General features: G+C 69.8%; 18 protein-coding genes. 9 read left to right on the forward strand and 9 right to left on the reverse strand.

The genetic code is table 11. The annotated features are described in order from the left end of the window. Positions 1-25: 25 nt before the first annotated feature. Positions 26-382 carry a hypothetical protein gene (locus AB0950_RS07275; RefSeq protein WP_360155881.1) on the reverse strand — a complete coding sequence of 119 codons (357 nt, stop codon included), beginning with the start codon at positions 380-382 and terminating at the stop codon, positions 26-28. Positions 383-603: 221 nt separating this feature from the next. On the opposite strand from AB0950_RS07275, the gene AB0950_RS07280 reads away from it, so the two are divergent. From AB0950_RS07280 to AB0950_RS07290, 3 genes are all read left to right on the forward strand, one after another. After that, positions 604-1611 carry a glycosyl hydrolase gene (locus AB0950_RS07280; RefSeq protein ID WP_366778012.1) on the forward strand — a complete coding sequence of 336 codons (1008 nt, stop codon included), beginning with the start codon at positions 604-606 and terminating at the stop codon, positions 1609-1611. Positions 1612-1726: 115 nt separating this feature from the next. Further along, the gene (locus tag AB0950_RS07285; RefSeq protein ID WP_366778013.1) at positions 1727-3361 is read left to right on the forward strand and encodes a PQQ-binding-like beta-propeller repeat protein; all 1635 of its coding nucleotides are present in this window, start codon (positions 1727-1729) and stop codon (positions 3359-3361) included. 215 nt (positions 3362-3576) lie between these two features. Continuing rightward, positions 3577-3990 carry a hypothetical protein gene (locus tag AB0950_RS07290; protein ID WP_366778014.1) on the forward strand — a complete coding sequence of 138 codons (414 nt, stop codon included), beginning with the start codon at positions 3577-3579 and terminating at the stop codon, positions 3988-3990. Between the two features lie 33 nt (positions 3991-4023). Here AB0950_RS07290 and AB0950_RS07295 read toward each other — a convergent pair whose 3' ends face one another. The 7 genes from AB0950_RS07295 to AB0950_RS07325 form a co-directional block, all read right to left on the reverse strand. Next, positions 4024-5244, reverse strand: coding sequence for a metallophosphoesterase (locus tag AB0950_RS07295; protein WP_366778015.1), 1221 nt, complete (start codon positions 5242-5244; stop codon positions 4024-4026). Between the two features lie 396 nt (positions 5245-5640). Next, positions 5641-6255, reverse strand: coding sequence for a GAF domain-containing protein (locus tag AB0950_RS07300; protein WP_360155901.1), 615 nt, complete (start codon positions 6253-6255; stop codon positions 5641-5643). Then, positions 6218-6841 carry an ATP/GTP-binding protein gene (locus tag AB0950_RS07305; RefSeq protein WP_366778016.1) on the reverse strand — a complete coding sequence of 208 codons (624 nt, stop codon included), beginning with the start codon at positions 6839-6841 and terminating at the stop codon, positions 6218-6220. Before AB0950_RS07305 ends, AB0950_RS07300 begins: the two co-directional genes overlap by 38 nt. After that, a complete protein-coding gene (locus AB0950_RS07310; protein ID WP_366778017.1) occupies positions 6819-7205 on the reverse strand; it encodes a DUF742 domain-containing protein in 387 nt (128 codons plus the stop codon). The genes AB0950_RS07305 and AB0950_RS07310 overlap by 23 nt, the downstream gene beginning before the upstream one ends. 3 nt (positions 7206-7208) lie before the next feature. After that, entirely contained in the window at positions 7209-7601 is a 393-nt protein-coding gene (locus tag AB0950_RS07315; protein ID WP_360575354.1) for a roadblock/LC7 domain-containing protein, read from the reverse strand. A gap of 73 nt (positions 7602-7674) precedes the next feature. Further along, positions 7675-9144 carry an ATP-binding protein gene (locus AB0950_RS07320; RefSeq protein ID WP_366778018.1) on the reverse strand — a complete coding sequence of 490 codons (1470 nt, stop codon included), beginning with the start codon at positions 9142-9144 and terminating at the stop codon, positions 7675-7677. Positions 9145-9346: 202 nt separating this feature from the next. Beyond that, positions 9347-9559, reverse strand: coding sequence for a hypothetical protein (locus AB0950_RS07325; protein WP_366778019.1), 213 nt, complete (start codon positions 9557-9559; stop codon positions 9347-9349). Positions 9560-9884: 325 nt separating this feature from the next. On the opposite strand from AB0950_RS07325, the gene AB0950_RS07330 reads away from it, so the two are divergent. Continuing rightward, positions 9885-13421: a discoidin domain-containing protein gene (locus tag AB0950_RS07330; protein WP_366778020.1), complete on the forward strand. Its 3537-nt coding sequence runs from the start codon at positions 9885-9887 to the stop codon at positions 13419-13421. Positions 13422-13621: 200 nt separating this feature from the next. On the opposite strand, the gene AB0950_RS07335 is transcribed toward AB0950_RS07330, so the two are convergent. Further along, complete coding sequence (locus tag AB0950_RS07335) at positions 13622-16864, reverse strand: discoidin domain-containing protein (RefSeq protein ID WP_366778021.1); 3243 nt, start codon at positions 16862-16864, stop codon at positions 13622-13624. 401 nt (positions 16865-17265) lie between these two features. On the opposite strand from AB0950_RS07335, the gene AB0950_RS07340 reads away from it, so the two are divergent. From AB0950_RS07340 to AB0950_RS07360, 5 genes are all read left to right on the forward strand, one after another. Further along, positions 17266-18288, forward strand: coding sequence for a LacI family DNA-binding transcriptional regulator (locus tag AB0950_RS07340; protein WP_360155922.1), 1023 nt, complete (start codon positions 17266-17268; stop codon positions 18286-18288). Between the two features lie 194 nt (positions 18289-18482). Then, positions 18483-19841 carry an extracellular solute-binding protein gene (locus AB0950_RS07345; RefSeq protein ID WP_366778022.1) on the forward strand — a complete coding sequence of 453 codons (1359 nt, stop codon included), beginning with the start codon at positions 18483-18485 and terminating at the stop codon, positions 19839-19841. 51 nt (positions 19842-19892) lie between these two features. Continuing rightward, entirely contained in the window at positions 19893-20834 is a 942-nt protein-coding gene (locus AB0950_RS07350) for a sugar ABC transporter permease (RefSeq protein ID WP_360155928.1), read from the forward strand. Beyond that, on the forward strand, positions 20831-21697 hold the full coding sequence (locus AB0950_RS07355; protein WP_360155931.1) for a carbohydrate ABC transporter permease: 867 nt from the start codon (positions 20831-20833) through the stop codon (positions 21695-21697). Before AB0950_RS07350 ends, AB0950_RS07355 begins: the two co-directional genes overlap by 4 nt. A gap of 26 nt (positions 21698-21723) precedes the next feature. Then, positions 21724-23325, forward strand: coding sequence for a glycoside hydrolase family 13 protein (locus AB0950_RS07360; RefSeq protein WP_360155934.1), 1602 nt, complete (start codon positions 21724-21726; stop codon positions 23323-23325). Positions 23326-23592: the final 267 nt, after the last annotated feature.

Below are 23592 nucleotides of genomic sequence, written 5' to 3' on the forward strand. Positions count from 1 at the left end.
GGACTTCCTGGTCGGTCGCGTCTGGCTACTGCGCGGCGGCGGTCATGGAGCCTGACGCCGCCGTACCGGCCGCCGGCGTCGCGGTGACTGACGGGGTGGCGTCGGGTGTGGCCGCTGTGGCGGGGGTGCTCGTGGCCGAGCCGGGAGCCGCGGGCAGCGGCGCGTTGAGGTACTGGCTGGGCGGCGTGGTGTCCGCGGTGCCGGGGACGGTGAGCGCGGGCGCCTGCGACTGGGTTCCGACCAGGCCGGAGATCATCGCCACCACGAACCCGGTGCAGACCATGCCCAACAGCCAGCCGAAACCGCGCAGACGGCGGCCGCGCAGACCGGTCTGGTCCACAAAGACGGGAGCCGGCTCGACCTCCGTGGAGGCACTGGTCATCGACAGCCTCGAGCTTCCTTCATCGTGTGACAACTGCCGACTCGGTGCTACCGAAAGGAGTGAGTAGTGCAGGAAAAGTGATCAATGCGTGAGGAAAAGGAGGTTATCCGACCTACGCCCGATCATGTAACAAGAGTAGTATGAAGATTCAATGAATGTCACGCGGGTCTCGTAGAGTTCGGGCGACGTCGCTTGCCTCCAGACCGAACGGACCCTCACGCATGGCCATAGCCCGCCGCCGCAGCCGTCTGACGGTCGCCGCGCTCCTGATGGTCGCCGCCACGTTCCTCATGGCTGCCTGCGGCCTGGGAAGCGGGGGCAGTGCCAAGGCCGGCGCCGCCACCGCCCCGGCCGCGCACTTCCGGGTCTCGCCCATGCTCAGGCCGTCCGGCCGCGCGCTGGGTGTTGTCGACGACAAGACACCCTGGCAGTACGGCATCGTCACCACCTTCTCCAAGGAGGCGGCGCGGGCCCCTGACATCCGCGAGTACTACAGCTCCTGGGGCGACGACTTCGACACGGAGGGCAACGCCTTCCTGTGGCAGCACGGCCAGCTCCCCATGATGGCGCTGGTGCCCTCCGGCATCTCGCTCGCCGACATCGCCAAGGGCAAGGAAGACGCCTACATCCGTCGTCTGGCGGGCCAGATCGCCGCCTATGACGGCCCATTGGCCCTCTCCTTCGGCGGCGAGATGAACGGTCCGTGGAACTCCTGGGGTCCCCGGCACAGCAAGCCCGCCGACTTCGTCGCGTCGTGGAAGCGTGTGCACGACGTCTTCACCGCGCAGGGTGTCACCAACGTGATCTGGGTGTGGACCCCGCACGTGGTCGACTCGGGCACGACCGCGAAGCTGCGCCCCTACTACCCGGGCAGCGCCTACGTCGACTGGGTCGGCCTCATCGGGTACTACGGGCCGATCGACGGCACCGCCTTCTCCAGCCTGTTCACCCCCACTCTGCGCCAGATCGCGGGCTTCTCCAGCAAGCCGGTGCTGATCGCGGAGACCGGAGTGGCGCAGAGCGACCGGAAAGAGGCGCACATCCGCGACCTGTTCCAGGGTGCCGCGAAGGCCGGCGTCATCGGGCTCGTCTGGTACGACCAGCGCAAGGACTGGCCCGGCAGCAAGCAGTTGATGGACTGGCGGATCAGCACCTCGGTGGGTGCGCTCGCCGCGTTCCAGGTGGAGTCGACCCGCAACGGCTTCGGCCACTCGTTCAAGAGCGGCTGATCCAAGGCGAGCAAGAGAAGCCGGGCGCAAGCCTGGAGAAGACGACCTTTATCATCGCGCATCAGTACGACTGTCGCATACGCGTGCGGATGCCCGACCAGGGGAGATCACGGAGATGACGACGGAATCGTCGCCGGGCCAGGGGGCTCCGCAGGAGGAGGACGGCTGGGCCTTCCGGCCCCGCACATCGGCTGCCGGCCCGCAGCCCTACGGGCAGCGGCACAGGACGGAGCCGGCCGTACCGTGGGACGACCGGTCGTCGGCCGAGCCGCACGGCGGATCCGCCGGCACGCGGTGGGAGTCCACCATGCCGCTGCGGTTCCCCCAGCCCCGCGCCGGCGCCCACGAGGTCATGCGCGAGCCGGGTCGCCGGACACCCGCGCACACCCGGCCGGGCAGCGGATCGACGGACCAGGCGCCCGGATACCCGTCAGGGGCGGGCGCCGTCCCCGGCCGGGCGGCCCTGCGCCGACCCGAGCCTGCCGCCGCGCAGCCGCAGCCCCCCGCGGGCGCGAACGGCAAACGGGCGGGGAAGACCAGGCGTGTGGGCAGGCTCGCGCTCGTCCTTGCCGTCCTCGTCGCGGCCGGCGGGGCCGCCGCCGTCCTGCTCAAGCAGGAGGACGCCGCCGCCGTCGCCTCGAAGAACCTGACGCAGGTGTGGCAGATCCCGGCGCCCGCCGCCGACGACGCGCTGGTCGGCAGCTGGCTCACCGACAAGCTGCTCGTCCGGGCCGGCACCCGGGGCGGCCTGCGGGCCTACGACCTCACCGACGGCAAGGAGACATGGCGCGCCGCCGCCTCCGGCACGGCCGCCGAGCGCGGCGCCGTCCCCTGCGGGATGTCGCCGACGCTCAGTGCCCAGGGCATCGGCACGGTCGCCTTCGGCAAGGACGGCAGCACCTGCACCTGGCTGGCCGGCGTCGAGGCGTCCACCGGAAAGATCCTCTGGTCCATGCCGCTGACCGGCAAGAAGCACCCTGCGGCGGCGATTGCCGCGACCTACGTGCAGGGCAATGTCGCCACCATCGTCAGCGAGAACTACCTCGGCGGTGTGGACGTCCGCACCGGCAGCCGCGTGTGGGGCTACAAGGCCCGCGGTCACTACTGCAACGCCTACGACTGGGGCGCCGACGGCATCGTGCTGGTGGACGACTTCTGCCTCGACCAGAAGAGCAGGTTCACCCTCACCGCGTACGACGGCAGAACCGGGAAGGTGCTCTGGCGGAAGTCCGAGAGCGCCCACTCGGATGTGACGCACATCCTGTCCGGTTCACCGCTGGTCGCTGCCGTCCACACGGCGCACCAGGACGCCGTGCGGGTGTTCGGCACCACCGGGACCGGCCGCAAACTGGCCGTGGGCGACGACGAACTCACGACCGGCAACAACACCGACGCCGACCACTCCGCCCGGCTCCACGGCACCGTTCTGGTCACCCCGGCCTCGGCCTCCGGCAGCACGATGATCGACGGCTTCGACACCACCACCGGCGCCAAACTCTGGACCCACCGCTCCGCCGCGCTCGCCGTCACCACGTCCGGCGCGGACGGCAAGGTGTACGCCGTCACCACGTCCGGCACCCCGCAGCTCGTCACCATCGACCGGCGCACCGGTGACACCACCCCGGTCGCGGGCCTGCCGACGGGGACCGGCAAGTGGAGCCTCACCTCCGGCACGGTGTACGTCACCCCGGGCGGCGTGCTGGAACTCAACGCCCTCGGGTCGAACGGCGGCGTGCGGCTCTACCGGTAGGGCATCCCGCTGATCAGGTCGAGCCCTACCAGGCCGGCGTCGGGGTCCGCGCATGCGCCGGCGAGCCGGGTGTGCAGCGGGACCCGGTCGGCTCCGGGCACCGTCTGATTCAGCGAGCCGCCAGCACGTTACCGAAGGAGCACGAATCAGGCGCGCCAGCCCAGTCGCAGCAGGGCCCTGACCCTCCTGTCGCACCGGGCTGCGAAGATCACGCCATGGATCTCGCTGACGCCCTCGCCGGCCTCGACGCCCATCCCTGGGCCTGCGTCTCGCACGCCTACGGCCCCGCAGAGGACCTGCCCGACCTGCTGCGCGCCCTCGCCGAGGGAGGCGGGGATGCCGAGGAGGCGATCTCCGAGCTGTACTCGTGCATCCTCCACCAGGGCACGGTGTACTCCGCCAGCGTGGACGCCGTCCCCTACCTCGCCCGGATCGCCGCTGCCGCCCGGCCCGGGACGACCGAAGTCCCCTGCCTCCTCGGCGGGTTGGCCGAAAGCGATGACGAATGGGAGATCGCGCCGGGCGCCGTCCGGGCCGCCGTCGCCACCCAGATACCTCTGCTCATACCGCTGCCTCAGGTGTCGCGAACAGCATCATCCGCGAGGACGAGCGGCTGCGCGCCATCCTGACCGCCATCTGACGGATGTGCTGGCCCGCCCCGTCTACGGCGAGGTGGGCAGGTGCGGGGAGCGGAGCACGAGCAGGGTGATCTCGCTGGGGGCGAAGACGCGGAACGGCGGGCCCCAGAAGCCGGTGCCGCGGCTGGTGTACAGGAGAGTGCGGGTGCCGTGGTGGCTCAGGCCGGCGAGGGCGGGCTGGTCGATGCGGACCAGGTGGTGGAAGGGCCAGATCTGGCCGCCATGGGTGTGGCCGGAGAGCTGGAGGTCGATGCCGTCGGCTGCCGCCCGGTCGACGAACTTGGGCTGGTGTGCCAGGAGCAGGACGGGCAGGTCGGGGTCGGCGCCGTGCAAGGCTCCGGCGAGGTGGGCGCCGTGGCCCGCCAGGCCGGAGGACTCGGCGGTGACGTCGTCCACGCCGGCGACCACGAGGGTGTCGCCTCCGCGTTCGAGCAGCAGATGGCGGTTGCGCAGCGGCTCCCAGCCCAGCTCGTCCATCAGGTCGACCCAGCCCTGGGCCTCGCTGTAGTACTCGTGGTTGCCGGTGACGTAGACACGGGCCCGGGAGGCCCGCACGGTACCGAGTGGGGCGGCCTGGGCGCGGCGGCGTTCGGCCGTGCCGTCCGCGATGTCGCCGGTGTGGCAGACCAGGTCGGCTTCCAGAGCGTTCACCGTCTCGCATACCCGTGCCGACCAGCGAGCGCGATCGAGCGGACCGTAGTGGGTGTCGGTGATGAGGACGACACGGAAGCCGTCCAACCCGGCGCCCAGCCGCGGCAGTCGCACGTCGAGTCGGCGCACGCGTGGCACGCGGCGGGCCTCGGCGTACCCCCAGCCGAGCAGTACGGCGGTGACGCCGACGACGGCCCACGTGACGGTTCGGGCCCGCTCTTGACTCTCGCCGACGCCGGCCACGGTCAGGGCGAGCCGCAACAGGACGCCGAGAAGCACGGACCAGGTGAACAGGACCCAGCTGGTGCCCAGCAGGGTGTCACCGATGATCGCCGCCCGGTCCTGCTGGCGCCGCCCGTGGCCGCGCGCCATCGCGAGCGGCATACCGATGAGGCCGAGGGCGAACAGGGCGGTGCCGACCAGCGTGACGGGCAGCGGCCAGTGCTGGCCGCCGTGCAGGAGCACCCAGCAGGGCACGGCCCACAGCAGGACGGGGGCGATCAGGGGGATGGAGCGCATCAGGCGGTGCAGTCGGCTCTGCCGCGGCGCTGGCGCTTCACCCTCGGCGGGCCGGGTGTTGCTGGTGGCGGTCATGCTTCCCCTCCCTGACCAGGCGGCCGTCTCGCGCACTGTATCCGGTCGCCCTGGGGCCGGCCGGACCGGCGTTCATGAGCGCGGCCCGTCGGGCGAAGGGTTCTGTGCGGGGTGGCACATGGCGCCGCAGGTACCTCTCTTGGCATGAGCCGCGATCCGGGCGCTACTGCCCCGGCTTGGTACTGCCGAGTCATTGACCACCGACACCGTCACGGCGGCGCTTGCCCAGTGCCTGCAGGCAAAAGAAGCGGTGCAACCGCAGCCGCCCGAGCGTGAGTTGGCCTCAGCCCTCGCCCGGGCCACCGAGGCCGTGGTCGTGTGGGAGCCGCAGCCGGGTGCTGGACGGCCGCGCCGGGGACGCTCCGAGACGGCCGCTTCCGAGTCCGGCAGCGCCGGTCAGCTGCGCCGGTGCGTCGACTCCTCCAGCCGCTCGACGAGCTCGGCAGCCATGGCCTTGATGGTTTCCAGCCCCTTGCGCCCCCACGGCTGCGGGTCCTGGTCGACCACGCAGATCGTGCCGAGCACCACGCCGGTGCTGTCTATCAGCGGTGCGCCCAGGTAGGAGTGGACGCCGATCGCGTCGACCACCGGGTTACCGGCGAACCGCGGGAAGTCCCGGATGTCCTCCAGCACCAGCGCCCGGCGGCGCTTGACCACGTGCGGGCAGATGCCCATGTCGATGTCGCGGGGCATGACGCGGCCCGGCACCGGTTCCTCCAGCAACGGCGGGCCCCCGTGGACCGTGGTGTCCTGCGCGGCGCTGTACAAGCCCGCGAAGTACTGGCGGTCGGCGTCGAGGAAGAAGTTGACCCCGGCGTAGCAGCCGCCGGTACGGCGTGCCAGTTCCCGTGCGAAGGCGTCGAGTTCCGCATCCGGACGGGCGTCGATGCCCAGCTCGCGCAGCCGCTCGGATCGGGCACGCACCTGCGGGTCCTCCGGAGGGAGGAGCAGGTGGCGCAGGGCGATCCCGGACTCAGGCCCGGAGGAGGGGTTGGTCGGCGTCGGTGCCATGGGAACTCCTTGTCGTGAGCAGATGCTGAACCAGTTCGAGCAGCACGCGGACGCCCGAGCTCTGGACGCGGGCGTCGCACAGCACCACCGGCACCTCCTGACTGAGGTCGAGTGCGGTCCGCACCTCCTCCCCGCGGTAGCGGTGGGCCCCGTCGAACTCGTTGACGGCGACGACGAAGGGCACGCCGCGCCGCTCGAAGAAGTCCACCGCCGGGAACGAGTGCTCCAGCCTGCGGGTGTCGGCGAGAACGACCGCCCCGAGCGCTCCCTCGGAGAGTTCGTCCCACATGAACCAGAAGCGCTCCTGTCCGGGCGTACCGAACAAGTACAGGACATGGGACGGACTGAGCGTGATGCGGCCGAAGTCCAGGGCCACCGTGGTGGTGGCCTTGTCCTCCACCCCGTCCAGCCGGTCCGTGGCCGCGCTGACGGCGGTCAGCATCTCCTCGGTGTTCAGCGGCTCGATCTCGCTGAGCGCGTTGACGAAGGTGGTCTTTCCCACGCCGAACCCACCGGCGATCAGCACCTTGATGCCCACCGGCAGGACGTCGGCCGGCAGCGGATCACAGTCGTTTGAGGAGGCCATCGCGTACCGCTTCCAGGAGGTCTCGATCAGGTCGTGCGTAGTGGCCCGGGGACGCCGGGTGCGTGTCACCTGCGACCACCGCGCCTCCCTCGGTCAGATCGGAAAGCAACACCTTGACCACGGCGGCGGGCACCTGCATCCGGGCCGCCACCTCGGCGACGCTCACCGGCCGCTCGCACAGCGCCAGCACCTGCGCATGGTCCAGGCCGAAGGCGCCCTGCGTCTGGGCGCCGGTGGCCCGCACCATGGTCACCAGCGTGAAGGGGGACGTGGCCCTGGTCCGGCCGTCGCTCACCGTGTAGGGACGGACCAGCCGCCCGGCCGCATCGTCGACCAGCGGTCCGTCCGGGAGGACCGGCGTCATCGGTCACCCCACCGGGTGCCGGGGCGGTGTGGCCAGGTGCGGGCGCACACTCTTCACCATCATTCCCATCTCGTAGCCCAGCACCGCCGCGTCGGCCTCGCGTCCGGCCAGCACGGCCAGCACGGCGCCGTGCCCGGCGGACGAGACGAACAGCAGCGAGGTGCTGAGCTCCGTCACGATCTGTCGTACGGCCCCGCCGTCGTCGAAGTGCCGGCCCGCGCTGCGCGCCAGCGAGTACAGCCCACTGGCGAGGGCGGCCAACTGGTCCGCGGCGTCCTCGTCGAGGCCCTCCGCCGCCTTCACCAGCCCGTCCGAGGACAGCAACAGGGCGCTTCGCGTGTGCGGCACCCGGTTCACCAGACCCGTCAACAGCCAGGAAAGGTCTTCGCTCGCCACGATCGTGTACTCCTCTTCGACGGAAGGAAACAGCTTGCTGGACAGGGCCCGGGCCCTCAGGGCGGCTCGGCTGTCAAAGCGTCTCCGCTTCCTCGGCCCTGCGCAGCCCGGCCTGGAACGCGGCCATCAGGCCCGGGTCGTGTGCGATGTCCTCGCAGGCACCGGTGCTGGGGACCGGGTGCGGCCGTTCGGCGGCGTCACCCTGGCGGCGGCGCCGAGGCAACTGCGGACGGTCGTCCGCGCCGTCGGAGGGCACTGGGGCGGCCTGGGATGCGGAATCGGGCACGCGCGGATCCGCAACGACGCTCTCCACTGTCGCCCGGGGGTCCGCCGCCTCGGGTTCCACCGGGTCCTGCGGCCCCGCGTCAGGGGACGCGACGGTGTGGTGCGCGGGCGCGGGTACTGCCGGCTGCGGGCCGAGCAGTGCGGCGGGCAGCACCATGACGGCCTGAGTGCCGCCGTAGACGTTGCTCAGCAACTGCACGGCGATGTCGTGCCGCTGAGCCAGGACGGAGACCACGTACAGGCCGATCCGGCCGTCTTGCAGCAGCTCGCCGAGGGCGACCTTGTCGGGTGCACTCAAAACGGTGTTCATCTGGGTGCGCTCGGCCGGGGACATGCCCAGGCCCCGGTCCTCGACCTCGATCGCCACCCCCGCGGCCACGGGCTCCACGCGCACGTGCACGGTGGTCTGGGGCGGTGAGAAGACCGTCGCGTTCTCCAGCAGCTCGGCCAGCAGATGGACGACGTCGACCACGGCGTGGCCGCTGACCGTTCCCTCGATGGGCGGCACCAGCTTGACGCGGGCGTACTGGTCGATCTCGGCGACGGCGGAACGCAGCACGTCGGTCAGGCCGACGGGGCGGGTCCACTGGCGGTGGGTGTTCGCGCCGCCGAGCACGGCCAGGTTCTCGGCGTAGCGGCGGATCCGGGTGGACAGGTGGTCCACCCGGAACAGCCCCTTGAGCAGGTCGGGGTCCTCGACCTCGTTCTCCAGGTCGTCCAGCAGGCCGATCTCTCGGTGCACCAGCGACTCCAGGCGGCGTGCCAGGTTGGCGAACACCTCGAACTGCTCCAGCCGGGAGTTGTGTTCGGCACCGACCGCACCGGCGGCGGTCTCCAGCAGGGCTGCCTCCGCCTCCTGCCGGGCCGCGGCGATCTCGAATCCGAGGCGGGAGAGTTCGTCCGGGCCGGTCTGCGGCGGCAGTTCCGGCCGGCGCCGCGCAGGCCGCTCCCCGGCCCGCAACCGGCGGCACAACGACTCCAGTTCGGTCCTGCCCTCGGCCGTGATACGGGTCAGCTCGGCCAGCTCGGCACGGTTCCGGTCGGCCGCGCGGGACAGCTCCGCCCAGTGTGTGGTGACTGCTCGCGCCTCCGCCGAAGCCCGCATGCCCGCGATCCCGGCCGCCACGGTGCCGATGAGCACCACGCCGCCGAACACCGCGCCCTGGTCCGCCCGGCCCAGGTGGCCGTCGCCGACCAGCGCGGTGGCGACCGCACCGGCCACGGCGACCACGCCCGGTGGCAGCACGGACGACAGCACCAGACGCCGCCTCAAGGCCCCGGCTCGCGACTCGGCCGTCACACGGGGCATCACCGGCGGCGTCGGCCGGTCGTCCGGCGGCATGGAAGGATCAGGCATAACAGTCCCCGGGCAGTGCGATGATCGGGCCGAGCGCGCACGCTATCGCGCACCAGGACCCTGGTGTCAGCCCCTGGCGCGTACAGAAATCGAACCGTTGTCCTCAAGTGTGCTCCCCCGGGACTGTCGCCGACATGGCGTCGAGCAGGGCGGCGTGGTCGGCGCCGAAGTCCCGGGCGTGCCAGGCTCGTCCGGCGGCTCCCCACGGCCGCAGCCGATCCGCGACGTCGAAGGACTCCAGGCGCAGTGCGCGGATGCCGACGAACAGTTCGCGCCACGCTTCGTACCAGAACCCGTACGGGCCGGACCGGCGCACGTCATGGCCGGCGCAACGCCCGCCGTGGTCGGCGTCCGGTTCGCCAGGAGGGCGTCAACTCCCCGCGCTGTCACGTTCATTGACGAGTGCATTGCCGCTCTGTAGCTTCCTTTCAGTCGAAGCTGCGACTTTTTCATCGAATCATCTGGATTTTCACAAGGCCGAGCACCGAGTTCTCTCGCGCAGCCGCCAACTCACCGAGCTCGTCACGCGTCCGTACCCCCACCCCTCCAAGGAACCGAGGACGAGGATGAGAACCACCGGAAGATCCCCCGTGCTGTCCGCGTCAGGCCGGCAACGAACCGCCGTCGTCGCAGTGCTCGGCATGCTGGCAGCACTGCTGGCCGTGCTGCAGGCCGGACCCGCCCACGCCGCCGGAACCGACCTGGCGGCGGGCAAGACCATGAGCGCCGGCAGTTACACCCAGACCTACACGCCGTCCAACGCCAACGACGGCAACAGGGCCACCTACTGGGAGAGCGCCGACAACGCCTTCCCGCAGTGGCTGCAGGTCGACCTGGGCGCGACCACCAGCGTCAACCAGCTCGTGCTGCAGGTGCCGGTGACCAACTGGCCCGCCCGCACCCAGACGCTGTCGGTCCAGGGCAGCACCGACGGCAGCAACTTCACCACCATCGTGGCGTCCGCCGCGTACACGTTCGATCCGGCGACCAACAGCACGGTCACCATCAACTTCGCGGCGACCGGCACCCGTTACCTGCGAACACTGATCACGGCCAACACCGGATGGCCGGCGGCCCAGATCTCCGAGTTCCAGGTGTACGGGCCGAGCACCGCCGACACCACGCCCCCCACCACGCCCGGCACCCTGTCCTACACCCAGCCGCAGGCGGGTCAGATCGCCCTGAAGTGGGGAGCGTCGACCGACAACGTCGGCGTCACCGCCTACGACGTCTACCGCAACGGCGCACTGGCCGCGACGGTCGGCGGCACCACCTTGACCTGGACCGACAACCAGCCGGGCACGGCGACGGTGTCGTACTACGTCAAGGCGCGCGACGCCGCCGGCAACGTCTCGCCCGCCGGCAACACCGTCACCCGCACCGGCACCAGCGGCAGCGGCACCAACCTGGCGCTGCACAAGCCGATCACCGGCAGCCCGTACACGTACGTCTACGCCCCGGCGAACGCGAACGACGGCGATCTCACCACGTACTTCGAGGGCTCCTCGTACCCGAGCCGGCTCACCGTGCTGCTCGGCGCGAACGCCGACGTCACCTCCGTCGTGGTGAAGCTGAACCCGGCCTCGGCCTGGACCACCCGCACCCAGACCATCCAGGTGCTCGGCCGTGAGCAGAGCGCGACGGACTTCACCAGCATCTCGGCCGCGAAGACGTACACCTTCGACCCCGGCACCGGCAACACCGTCACCATCCCGGTCAGCGCCACGGTCGCGGACGTCGAGCTGAGCATCACCGGCAACAGCGGAGCCCCCGGCGGCCAGGTCGGCGAGCTCCAGGTGATCGGCACTCCGGCCCCGAATCCCGACCTGACGGTCTCCGCGTCCTCGTGGTCCCCGTCCGCCCCGGTGGAGACCGACTCGGTCACCGCGACCGCCACGGTCGCCAACGTGGGCACCGCCGCCTCTCCGGCCTCCAACGTCAACTTCTACCTGGGCAGCACCAAGGTCGGCACCGCCTCCGTCGGCGCGCTGGCGGCAGGCGCCTCCGCCAAGGTGTCCGCAGTGATCGGCACGCAGACGGCCGGTACGTACCAGCTCACCACCAAGGTGGACGAGGCGAAGAGCTTCATCGAGCTGAGCTACGACAACAACGCCTACACCAACCCGAACAACCTTGTCGTCGCGCCGGTACAGAGCTCGGACCTGGTCGGAACCGTGGACTGGACCCCGAACAACCCCTCGGCGGGCAAGACCGTCACGTTCTCGGTGACGCTGAGGAACCAGGGCACGGTCGCCTCGGGCAGCGGTTCCCACGGCGTCACGCTCACCCTGCTCGACAGCACCGGCAAGACGCTCACCACCCTCACCGGCTCCTACACCGGCACGATCGCCGCCGGTGCCAGTGCCCCGCCGGTGAGCCTGGGCAGCTGGACGGCCGTCAACGGCAAGTACACGGTGCACACCGCGATCGCCGCCGACACCAACGAACTGTCGGTCAAACAGGCCAACAACACCAGTGACACCTCGCTGTTCGTCGGCCGCGGCGCCAACATGCCATACGACGTCTACCAGGGCGAGGACGGCCAGATCGGCGGCGGCGCCGCCGTGGTCGGCCCCAACCGCACCATCGGTGACCTGGCCGGTGAGGCGTCCGGGCGCAAGGCCGTCACTCTGAACACCACCGGCGCCTACGTGCAGTGGACCACCCGGGCCGGCACCAACACCCTGGTGACCCGCTTCTCCATCCCGGACGCCCCCGGCGGCGGCGGTGCCACCGCCACCCTGAACGTCTACGTCGACGGCACCTTCCTGCAGACCATCACGCTGAACTCCAAGTTCGCCTGGCTGTACGGCGCGGAGACCGGCCCGGGCAACGATCCCAGCGCCGGATCGCCGCGTCACGTCTACGACGAGGCCCACGTGATGCTCGACCGGACCGTGCCCCAGGGCAGCGTCATCAAGCTGCAGAAGGACTCGTCCAACACCTCGCAGTACGCGATCGACTACATCAACACCGAGCAGGTCGCCCCGGTGGCCAACCCGGATCCGAACGCCTACGTCACCCCGGCCGGCTTCGGCCAGCAGGACGTGCAGAAGGCGCTCGACACCGTCCGGCAGGACACCACGGGCAAGCTCGTCGGCGTCTACCTGCCCGCCGGGCAGTACCAGACCACCGGCAAGTTCAACGTCTACGGCAAGGCCGTCAAGATGGTGGGCGCAGGACCCTGGTACACCCAGTTCAGTTCCCCCACCACGTCGGACAACTCGGACGTCGGCTGGTCGGTGCAGAGCAGCGCCAACGGCTCGGCCTTCCAGGGCTTCGGCTGGTTCGGCAACTACACCTCCCGCATCGACGGGCCCGGCAAGGTCTTCGACCTGACCGACGTCTCCAACATCACCGTCGACGACGTATGGGTCGAGCACCAGGTGTGCGCCATCTGGGGAACCCACGTGAACGGGCTGAAGGCGACGAACATGCGGATCCGCGACACCTTCGCGGACGGCATCAACCTCACCAACGGCAGCCAGAACAACCTGGTGAGCAACGACGAGGCCCGGTCGACCGGCGACGACAGCTTCGCGCTGTTCGCGGCCCAGGACCACAACTCCTCGGACCTGACCGGCAACACCTTCCAGAACCTGACCGCGCTGACCCCATGGCGGGCGGCGGGTGTCGCCGTCTACGGCGGTGAGAACAACACCCTGCAGAACCTGTACGTGGCCGACACGCTGACCTATGCGGGCATCACCATCAGCTCGCTGAACTTCGGCTACCCCTTCCAGGGATTCGGCACCCAGCCGACCACCGTCCAGAACGTCTCGCTGGTGCGCGACGGTGGTCACTTCTGGGGCGGCCAGGTGTTCCCCGCGATCTGGCTGTTCTCCGCGACGCAGCCGTTCCAGGGGATCCGGGTGAACGACACCGACATCGTCGACCCGACGTACGCCGGCATCATGTTCCAGACCGACTACGCGGGCGGCACGGCGCTCAACCCCGTCAAGGACACCGTCTTCACCAACACGTCCATCACCGGGGCACAGCAGAGCGGAGACGCCTACGACGCCAAGTCCGGCTATGGCATCTGGGCCAACCCGATGCCCGAATCGGGACAGGGCCCGGCCGTGGGCTCGGCGACGTTCAACCACCTGACCCAGACGAACAACCACACCGACATCTACAACCCGACCACGACCTTCACCATCAACGTCAATCCCTGACGGCAACGCGTCGTCCGACGGACCCCGGGGGCCGGCCCACAACCGCGTGGGCCGGCCCCCGGGCACGTGTACGTCCCGGCACGCTGAGCCTGTATGTCCTCGACGAGTGCGGCTAAGGTGCCGGCGAGCTACACCGTCGACCGGCATGACGGTGCCGCCGAGCCTCCGTGGGCTCGGCGGCACCGCCGGTTCGGGTCAGGTCAGGTGTTCCAGACCTGGAACTCCGAGATCTGCCCCGCCGGCCACCCCGTGTTCGCCGTGATGTTCACCCGGAAGTACCGCTGGGTGGTCGCGGGGAAGGTGATGGTGGCCGTGTTGCCGGTGGCGGGGTCGAAGGTGTAGGCGGCCGACGCCTTGACGGTGGTGAAGGCGGTGCCGTCGGTGCTGCCCAGCAGCGACAGCGTCTGGTCGCGCGAGCCCCAGCCGGCGGGCAGCTGGAGGACCACCCGCCCGGCGCTCTGCTGGGAGCCGAGGTCGACCTGCACCCACTGCGGCAGGGCGTTGTTGGCGCTCTCCCAGTAGGTGCTCCGGTTGCCGTCCGTCACGTTGGACGATGCGTAGGTCTGGTTGTGGCTGGACTCGCTGGTGGCCTTGCCGGCCGCGAGATCGGTGCTGACGGTGCCGGAGCCGGTGCCGCTGGGGAACACCTCGAAGTCCGACAACTGGGCCGCGTTCCACCCGGTGTTCGCGGTGATGTTCGCCCGCACGTAGCGCGCCGTCGTGGTGTTGAAGGTGATGGTCACCGTATTGCTGTTGGTGTTGGGGTCGAAGTTATATCCGGCCGACCCCACGATGGTCGAGAACGTGGAGCCGTCGGTGGATCCCAGAAGGGACAGGGTCTGCGTGCGGGCCCCCCATGCCGTCGACGGCGGCAGCTTGAGGACGACCTTGCCGATGCTGTAGCTCTGGCCGAGGTCGACCTGGGCCCACTGCGGGAACGAGCCGTTGGCGCCCTCCCAGTAGCTGGAGGCGTCGGAGTCGGTGAGGTTCGAGGCGACGTACGGGCTGTTGCTCGAACTCGCCGACGCCGGCTGGCCGGCCGCCACGTTGGTGCTGCTGTCGATGCCGCTGCCGGCGAGGCCCACCGTGAGCGGGTTGTTGTTCGCGTTGCTGGACACGGTGAGGGTGCCGGTGCGGGATCCGGGGGCGGTGGGCTTGAAGGTGACGTTCACCGTGCAGGACGCACCGACGGCGATGGTGGAGCAGTTGTTGGTCTGGTTGAAGTCGCCCGTCGCCGCGACGCTGGACACGGTCGCCGTGGTGGTGCCGGTGTTGGTCACCGTCACCGTCTTCGCGCCGGCGGAGGAGCCGACCACCGTGCCGGGGAAGGACAGGTTCGCCGGGGCGGCGCTCAGCACGGGGCCGGCGGCGGTGCCGGTGCCGGAGAGACTGACGGTGTTGGTGGTGCCGCCCGCGTCGACGGTCAGCGTTCCGGTGCGGGTGCCGGTCGCCGTCGGCCTGAAGGTGACGCTGACGGTGCACGAGCCGTTCGCCGCGATGGAGCTGCCGCAGTTGTTGGTCTGGGCGAAGTCGCCGCTGGTGGAGATGGAGGAGACGGAGGCGGACGAACCGGTCGGGTTGGAGACCGTCACGGTCTGCGCCGCGCTGGTCGTACCGGTGGCCTGCGAGCCGAAGCTCAGCGCGCTCGGGGAGGCGGTGACCGTGCTGGCAGGATAGGGCGGGTAGACCGGAGCCGGCCACGGGCCGCAGTACGCCGCCCCGCTGATGCCCGAGTTGCCGCCGCCGTCTGTCACCGCGAAGTTGCCGCCCTCGCAACTGTAGACGGGTGCGGGCCCGTTGACGCCGGTCGCGGTGACGTTGGTGAAGCTCGCCGAGCCGCCGGTCTGCTCCTGAAGGGCGAAGGTGCCGGTCCCGGCGATGGTCACGTTGTTGAGGTGGACGCCGCTGACGGTGCCCTCGACCCACTGGATCGCCTCATAGGGGCTCTGCTGGATCAGCGCGTTGGTCACGTTGACCGGGCCGTTGATGGCCCCCTGGCTGCCGTCGAACCACAGCGAGCCGACCCCGAACTGCCAGTTGGGGTCGAGGCTTCCGTTGCGGATCAGCGTGTTGTCGGAGATCGTCGTGGTGCCGACCGGGGTGGAGCTGAAGCGCTGTCCGACGTGGATGCCGCCACCCTGGGTGATGCCGGTGTCCTGCACCAGGTTGCCGCTCACGGTGTTGTCGTGCCCGCCGTAGATCGCGATGCCGTTGGCGAGCATCTGCAGCTGCACCGTGTTGTCGGAGATGGTGTCGTTGGCGTCCGCGCCGATGCCGGAGTCCGCCCAGGTCGCGATGCCGTCGTCGCCCGTGTTGCGGATGTCGCTGTCCGTGACCTTGGAGTTGGTCACACCGCCGTGGAAGTTGATGCCGTCGGCGGTGGTGTCGCGGATCCGCATGCCGCTGAAGGTCAGGCCGTCCATCGGCCCGTCCATCCAGGCGCCGACCTTCTCGTGCTCGATCCACAGATGGGACACGGTGGAGTTGCTCATCGCGCCGCCGATGCCGTTCACCTGCGCGCCGTCGTTGCGCTCCTGGACGTCACCGGAGATCGCGAAGTTCTGCAGGTGCACGCCGGTGCTCGGCGACGGCGCCGAGTTGCCGTAGAAGCCGGGCGCCGACCCGGTGACCGTCGAGTACCACATGCCGGCGCCGGCGATCGTCACGTTGTTGACCGCGATGTGGCCCGGGATCTTGTACGTGCCGGGCGGGATCCACACGGTGCCACCGGCGCCTGCGGCGCTGATCGCCGAGTTGAAGGCGCTGGTCGAGTCGTTGACTCCGGTCGCGTCCGCGCCCTTGCCGGTCACCGACACCGAGCCCGCCGGCTGCGTCAGCGGGGCACCGACCTGCTCGAAGTCGGCGAAGTCGATGGTGTAGGACGGTGCGGTGTCCTCGGGGTCCACCTGGAGTGTGAACGTGGTCCCGGCCGGATAGGTCTGCGTGAAGAGGCGGTGGGCCTCGTCGAAGAAGTGGTGCGGGTTGCTGCCCGGGCTGTTGGTGAAGGGGTAGCTGCCGTAGAACCAGCTGTATGCGTTGGTCAGGGTGAAGTTGCTCTGCTTGGTGCCGTTGATGTACAGGGACAGCGGCGCGTTGTAGACCGACCCGTTCGAGCTGTCCGGGATGCTGTACCGGAAGTTGATCGAGTTCGTGGCCACCGGGGTGGTGAAGGTGACGTGCTTGCCCGCTCCTTGCAGCGTCACGGCCTTGCGGTAGGAGGCTTCGTCGGCCAGTTGGCCCTGCGTGTAGCTGGGACCGATGACGCTGCCGTTGGTGGCGGCGTTCTCCGCCTGGACCTCGACGTAGGGCAGGGCGGCACCGCTGCCGCCGGTGGCGGCGGCCCATGCCGAGGGCGCCGCCAGGAGGACGCCCGTGGCGGCCAGCAGTGCGCTGGTGCCGCCCAGGGCGACCGCGCGTCTGAGTGTGCGTAGGGACTGGAACAAGGGTTGCTCCTCGGGACCGAAGCCGTCGTGAGGCGTGCCGCCGTCGGGTGGGGTGCCCGAAGTCAGGTGCCCTTGGGCACGACGCAGCGCTTGGCCGGCCTTCGCGGCCGGCAAGGTGGAGCAGGTGCGAAGAGGGGGGAGGATCCGATCACAGGCGGCGGCGCGTGCAGCACCGTATTGGCTCGGACAGGAGCGAGCAATATTCCGACCGAACTTTGTTTCATACTTACTTTTTCCTGTAAGTCATCGATCTCCACTAGGGTGGTCGCGTCGGCACACGGAAGCTCCTTCCCAGGAGGTGCTGGCACCCTCGCGACCGCCCCGACCCTCTTGCTGCAAAGACTGACGAATTTTTACGCCAGGACGTAAGCGGATTGCGGATCATGCCCTAGGCTTGAGTCATGACACGACGACTTGCCGAGGTGGCCAGGAAAGTCGGGGTCAGCGAGGCGACGGTCAGCCGGGTGCTGAACGGCAAGCCCGGTGTCTCCGAGCAGACCCGCGAGGCCGTGCTGACCGCCCTGGACGTGCTCGGCTACGAGCGTCCGACCCAACTGCGGGGCGAGCGCTCGAGGCTGGTCGGGCTGGTCCTGCCGGAGCTGCAGAACCCCATCTTCCCCGCCTTCGCCGAAGTGGTCAGCAGTGCACTGGCGCAGCAGGGCTTCACCCCGGTGCTGTGCACGCAGACGGCGGGCGGCGTCTCCGAAGCCGACTACGTGGAACTGCTGCTCCAGCAGCAGGTCTCGGGTGTGATCTTCTTCGGCGGCCTGTACGCCCAGGCCGAGTCCCCGCACGAGCACTACGAGCGGCTGTCCCGCCGCGGTCTGCCGACGGTGCTCATGAACGCCGCCATACCCGACCTGGACTTCCCACAGGTCAGTTGCGACGACGCGGTCGCGGTGGAACAGGGCGCCGGGCACTTGCTGTCGCTGGGCCACCGGCGGATCGGCCTGGTGCTCGGCCCGCCCGATCACATGCCGTCGCGGCGCAAGCTCGCGGCGGCTCGCGCGGTACTGGAGGGGGCCGGGCTGGAGCTCGAGGAGGCGGACGTCGCACACGCGCTGTTCTCCCTGGAGGGTGGGCAGGCCGCGGCTGCGCGCCTGTTGCAGCGGGGTGTCACCGGCATCATCTGCGCCTCGGACCCGCTGGCGCTGGGGGCGGTGCGCGCTGCCCGCAGGCGCCGGCTCGATGTGCCCCGGGACGTGTCGGTCATCGGCTACGACGATTCCTCCTTCATGACCTGCACCGATCCGCCGCTGACCACCATCCGCCAGCCCATCGAGGCGATGGGCCGCGCCGCCGTGGAACTGCTCGTGGGAGAGCTGGCCGGCGCCAAGGTCACCCACGACGAGCTGCTCTTCGAGCCGGAGCTCGTGGTGCGCGGATCCACCGGTCTGGCGCGCGAGAGCCCAGCCGCTGACTGAGCGTCAACCCGCAGCGCCGGCAAGGGCCGTACCCCACGGGGTGCGGCCCTTGCGTTGTCTCTGGTGTACCCCATCACGGTTTCGCGTTGACTTCTTGCAAAGTGCCGTCGAGATATTGCGGCGAGACGGTGTCGGTGCTTAAGTGAGGCACGCCACATCCCCACGCACTCCGCCCATGAAGGGGTCTTCCACCCATGCGCAGATCCGCAGCGCTGCTGATCGTCGGCGCCCTCACCCTGACCGCTGCCGCCTGTTCCAGCTCCTCCGACGGCGGCGCCAAGTCGAGCAACGGCAAGGTCACCCTCTCCATCGACTGCGCCCCGCCGAAAAGCCGTCCGACGCAGCGCAAGCAGTGGGCCGCCGACATCGCGGCCTTCGAGAAGCTGCACCCGAACATCGCGGTGAAGAGCATCGACACGTTCCCGTGCGAGACCCCTGAACTGTTCACAGCCGCGCTCAAGGGCGGCACGGAGCCGAACGTCTTCTACACCTACTTCACGGACAAGCAGCAGGTCCTGGACGCCGGCCAGGCGGCCGACATCACGAAGTACGTCACCTCCGAGAACCTGCCGGTCAAGGACGACATCATGTCCTCGGTGTGGGACACCCAGAAGGCCGACGGGAAGATCTACGGCATTCCGCGCACCAACTACACCATGGGCGTGATCATCAACCGCAAGCTCTTCCAGAAGGCCGGACTGAACCCCGACCAGCCGCCGCAGACGTGGGCCGAGGTCGAGGCCGACGCCAAGAAGATCGCCGCCCTGGGCAAGGGCATCGCGGGCTACGGCGACTACAGCGCGGGCAACAACGGCGGCTGGCACTTCACCGCCGAGATCTACGCCCAGGGCGGCCGGATGGTGAGCGACGACGGCACCAAGGCGGCCTTCAACAGCCCCCAGGGCCTGGCCGTGCTGCAGAACCTGCACAAGCTCCGCTTCGCCGACAACGTCATGGGCAGCACCCAGCTCTACAAGTGGGGCGACCTCCAGAAGCAGATGGCCGCGGGCAAGCTGGGGATGTACATCGCCGCCCCCGACGACATCACCTACATGGTGCAGAGCCTCGGCGCCCACTACGGGGACTTCGGCATGGGCCCGGTCCCCGGCCAGAACGGACCCGGCGTCGGCACCCTCACCGGCGGCGACGACTACATGTTCAACGTCAAGGACACCCCCGAGCAGATCAAGGCCGGGATCCAGCTGCTCAGCTACCTCTGGCTGACGGAGGGCCAGGGCCAGCAGTACAACTACGCCCGCTCCAAGTCCTCCGGCCAGGCGGTCGGGCTGCCCCAGCCGCAGCTGTTCCAGGGCGCCACCGCCACCAAGGACGCCCAGCTCAAGGCCGCCAACGCCACCATGTCGGTGCAGGCCTTCGAGCCCTTCGTGAAGGCCAACGTCCCGGGCGTCGTCGAACCCGGCAACGCCCAGGCCATCTACAAGATCCTCGACACGGCCATGGCGTCCACGCTGACGAACCCGAACGCCGACCTGAAGAAGCTGCTGGACACCGCCGAGCAGCAGGTCAACCAGGTCCTCGCCAACGCCCAGTAGCCGCAAGGGCCGCCAGGCCCCGGGACGAGCAGCCTCCCAAGGAGATCGACGATGGCGGTCGCGACCGCATCCTCCGGAACCGACGCGCAGCCCACCGCGGCGGCCGGCCGGGCCGGGGCACTGCGCAGATCCGTACGGCGCAACCTCACCGCACACGGCTTCCTGATCGGCGCGGTGCTCTGCTTCGCCTGCTTCCAGTGGTATCCCATGGTCCGTGAAGTGATCATGAGCTTCCAGAAGGCGAAGGCCGGCAGGACCACCTGGGTCGGCCTGCACAACCTCGACCAGATCGTGCACGATCCCAGCTTCTGGCCGGCCTGGCGGAACACCGCCGAGTTCACCGGCCTGGCCCTCCTGTTCGGCTTCGCGCTGCCGTTCGTCACGGCCGTGGTGATGAACGAACTGCGGCACGCGCGCGGCTACCTGAGGATCCTGGTGTACCTCCCGGTCATGCTCCCGCCGGTGTCCTCACTGCTGCTGTTCAAGTACCTGTACAACCCCGAGTACGGGCCGATCAACCGGGCACTGCAGCTGCTGCACCTGCCCACCTCCGGCTGGCTGCAGTCCCCGGACACCGCGATGCTCGCCGTTGTCATCGCCTCCACCTGGATGAACATGGGCAGCGCCACGCTGATCTACCTGGCGGCGCTGCAGAACATACCCGGTGAGCTGTACGAGGCCGCCGAACTGGACGGAGCCGGACTGCTGCGGCGCGTCTGGCACGTGACGATCCCGCAGACCCGGCTCGTCCTCTCGCTGATGCTGATGCTCCAGATCGTCGCCACCATGCAGGTCTTCGTCGAGCCCTTCATCCTCACCAACGGAGGCCAGGGCGTGGAGGGTTCGACCACCACCATCGTCTACCTGATCTACCAGTACGCCTTCAACTTCTCCAACTACGGCGCAGCCTGCGCTCTCGGGCTGCTCCTGCTGCTGGTGCTCGCCGGGTTCTCGGTGATCTACGTGCGACTCAACCGGAGGCTGGAGTCATGAGCGACACCCGCACCCTGGTCAATCCGGCCCAGCTGAACCGCACGCTCTACCGCGCGACGCTGATCCTGGTCGTCGTCGCCTTCACGCTGGCCTTCCTCGGCCCCCTCTACCTGCTGGTGACGGGCGGGCTCAAGGGCACCACCGAGTCCATCCAGACCCCGCCCACCTTCTACCCGCACCACATCGAGACCTCCAACTACAGCGACGCGTGGACCCGACTCAACATCGCCCACCTGCTGCTCAACACGCTCTGGTACGCCTTCGGGGCACTCGCCTTCCAGCTCGTCCTGGACGTCGCCGCGGCCTACTCGCTGTCCAAACTACGGCCGGCGCTGGGCAACGCGGTCCTCGGCCTGATGCTGGCCACCCTCATGATCCCGGCCATGGTGCTGGTCGTCCCGCAGTACCTGACCGTGCTGGACCTGCCGCTGATCCACCAGAACCTGCTCAACTCCCCCTGGGCGATCTGGCTCCCGTCGGTGGCCAACGCCTTCAACATCTACCTGCTCAAGCGCTTCTTCGACTCGGTTCCCCAGGAACTGCTCGATTCCGCCGCCATCGACGGCGCCGGACCGCTGCGCACACTGCTTTCCATCGTGCTGCCCATGTCCCGGCCGATCATCGGCGTGGTGTCCATCTTCGCCCTGGTCAACGTGTGGAAGGACTTCCTCTGGCCGCTGCTGGCCGAGCCCGACCCGACCAGGCAGACGCTCAACGCCGGCATCTACTCGCTCTCCCTGGGCGTGCCGGAGAACGTACTGATCGCCGCCTCGGCCATCTCCGCCGTGCCGACGGTGGTCTTCTTCCTGATCTTCCAACGCAACATCATGTCCGGGCTCACCGCCGGCAGCCTCAAGGGCTGACACCATCTCCCGAGGAGACTTCTACCGTGCACCAACCCCACGAGTGGTGGCGTGGCGCCGCGATCTACCAGATCTACGTGCGCAGCTTCGCCGACGCGGACGGCGACGGGGTGGGCGACCTGGCGGGCGTCCGGTCCCGGCTGCCGTATCTCGCCGAACTCGGTGTCGACGCGCTCTGGTTCACCCCCTGGTACGCCTCACCGATGGCCGACGGCGGCTACGACGTGGCCGACTACCGGGCCATCCACCCGTCCTTCGGCAGCCTGGGGGAGGCCGAGAAGCTGATCGCCGAGGCACTGGCGTCGGGTATCCGCACCATCGTCGACATCGTCCCCAACCACGTCTCCGACCGGCACCGCTGGTTCCAGGACGCGCTCGCCGCAGGCCCCGGCTCGCCGGAGCGCGATCGGTTCTGGTTCCGTGAGGGCCGAGGTGCCAACGGCGAACTCCCTCCCAACAACTGGATGTCGCAGTTCGGCGGCAGTGCCTGGACCCGCGTCCCGGACGGCCAGTGGTACCTGCACCGGTTCGCCTCCGCCCAGCCCGACCTGAACTGGCAGCACCCCGAGGTGCGCCGGGAGCACGAGGAGGTGCTGCGCTTCTGGTTCGACCGGGGCGCGGCCGGGGTCCGCATCGACTCCGCCGCCGAGGTCATCAAGGACCCGGCTCTTCCCGACCTGGTGGACGGCGCGGACCCGCACCCCTACCTGGACCGCGACGAGATCCACGAGGTGTACCGGGACTGGCGCAAGGTCGCCGAGTCCTACACCCCGCCGCGCGCCCTGATCGGCGAGGTCTGGCTGCCCGATCCCGGGCGCTTCGCTCGCTACCTGCGCCCCGACGAACTCCACACCGCCTTCAACTTCGCCTTCCTCACCTGCCCTTGGGACGCCGCGCGGCTGCGCGAGGCGATCACGACGACGCTGGCCGTGCACTCGCCTGTCGGCGCGCCCGCCACCTGGGTGCTGGCCAACCACGACGTGACCCGGACGGTCACCCGCTACGGCCGTGCCGACACCGGCTTCGACTTCGCGGCCAAGGCCCACGGCACCCCCACCGACCTGGCACTGGGCACCCGGCGCGCGCGGGCGGCAGCGCTGCTGAGCCTGGCCCTGCCCGGCTCCGTCTACCTCTACCAGGGCGAGGAGCTCGGCCTGCCCGAGGTCGAGGACCTGCCGCACTCGGTCATCGAAGACCCGATGTTCCACCGCACCGGAGGAGCCGACCCCGGCCGGGACGGCTGCCGCGTGCCGCTGCCGTGGAGCGGCGACGCCCCGCCCTTCGGCTTCGGCCCCGAGGGCACTCGGCCCTGGCTGCCCCAGCCTCGCGACTGGTCGGCGATGACGGCGGAGCAGCAGGAGGCGGACCGGGACAGCATGCTGAGCCTGTACCGCACGGCGCTGCGCCTGCGCCGGAGCGAGACCGCACTCGGCGACGGGCCGATGACCTGGCTTCCCAGCGGCCCCCAGGTCCTCTCCTTCACCCGCGACCCCGGCTTCGGCTGCGTCGTCAACCTGGGCTCGGAGCCGGCACCGCTGCCACCGCACCGGCAGGTCCTGCTCAGCAGCGCACCGCTGACGGACGGGCAGCTGCCCACCGATACCGCGGTCTGGCTGCGCCTGCCCTGACCCGGACGCGGCACCGACCGCACCCGGGCCGCGCCGCTCATCGAAGTGAGCGGCGCGGCCCGGCCCTTCCCACAGCTCCCGCGAGGATCCATCGCCTTCCACCACAGAATCGAGGCGCAGTGAACCGCACCAGCAGACGAACCGGCGCGAGGCGAAGAGCCGCCGCAGCCCTGGCGGTCGTGACAGCGACGGCCGGCCTCACCGCCGTGCCGGCCGATCGGACATCGGCGCGCCCGACATGTTCGCCGCCCTCACCGGTGTCGCTCT

Origin of the sequence: Streptomyces sp. NPDC007189 (assembly GCF_040703635.1) — a bacterium.
In the GTDB taxonomy this organism is placed as follows: domain Bacteria; phylum Actinomycetota; class Actinomycetes; order Streptomycetales; family Streptomycetaceae; genus Streptomyces.

What these genes read in the sequence shown, in the direction of transcription:
- AB0950_RS07285 (WP_366778013.1), top strand. Translation starts at nt 1,727, where the DNA reads ATGACGACGGAATCGTCGCCGGGCCAGGGGGCTCCGCAGGAGGAGGAC.
- AB0950_RS07280 (WP_366778012.1), top strand. Translation starts at nt 604, where the DNA reads ATGGCCATAGCCCGCCGCCGCAGCCGTCTGACGGTCGCCGCGCTCCTG.
- AB0950_RS07345 (WP_366778022.1), top strand. Translation starts at nt 18,483, where the DNA reads ATGCGCAGATCCGCAGCGCTGCTGATCGTCGGCGCCCTCACCCTGACC.
- AB0950_RS07310 (WP_366778017.1), bottom strand. Translation starts at nt 7,205, where the DNA reads ATGACGCCGGTCCTCCCGGACGGACCGCTGGTCGACGATGCGGCCGGG.
- AB0950_RS07300 (WP_360155901.1), bottom strand. Translation starts at nt 6,255, where the DNA reads ATGGCACCGACGCCGACCAACCCCTCCTCCGGGCCTGAGTCCGGGATC.
- AB0950_RS07340 (WP_360155922.1), top strand. Translation starts at nt 17,266, where the DNA reads ATGACACGACGACTTGCCGAGGTGGCCAGGAAAGTCGGGGTCAGCGAG.
- AB0950_RS07290 (WP_366778014.1), top strand. Translation starts at nt 3,577, where the DNA reads ATGGATCTCGCTGACGCCCTCGCCGGCCTCGACGCCCATCCCTGGGCC.
- AB0950_RS07305 (WP_366778016.1), bottom strand. Translation starts at nt 6,841, where the DNA reads ATGGCCTCCTCAAACGACTGTGATCCGCTGCCGGCCGACGTCCTGCCG.
- AB0950_RS07330 (WP_366778020.1), top strand. Translation starts at nt 9,885, where the DNA reads ATGCTGGCAGCACTGCTGGCCGTGCTGCAGGCCGGACCCGCCCACGCC.
- AB0950_RS07350 (WP_360155928.1), top strand. Translation starts at nt 19,893, where the DNA reads ATGGCGGTCGCGACCGCATCCTCCGGAACCGACGCGCAGCCCACCGCG.
- AB0950_RS07355 (WP_360155931.1), top strand. Translation starts at nt 20,831, where the DNA reads ATGAGCGACACCCGCACCCTGGTCAATCCGGCCCAGCTGAACCGCACG.
- AB0950_RS07295 (WP_366778015.1), bottom strand. Translation starts at nt 5,244, where the DNA reads ATGACCGCCACCAGCAACACCCGGCCCGCCGAGGGTGAAGCGCCAGCG.
- AB0950_RS07275 (WP_360155881.1), bottom strand. Translation starts at nt 382, where the DNA reads ATGACCAGTGCCTCCACGGAGGTCGAGCCGGCTCCCGTCTTTGTGGAC.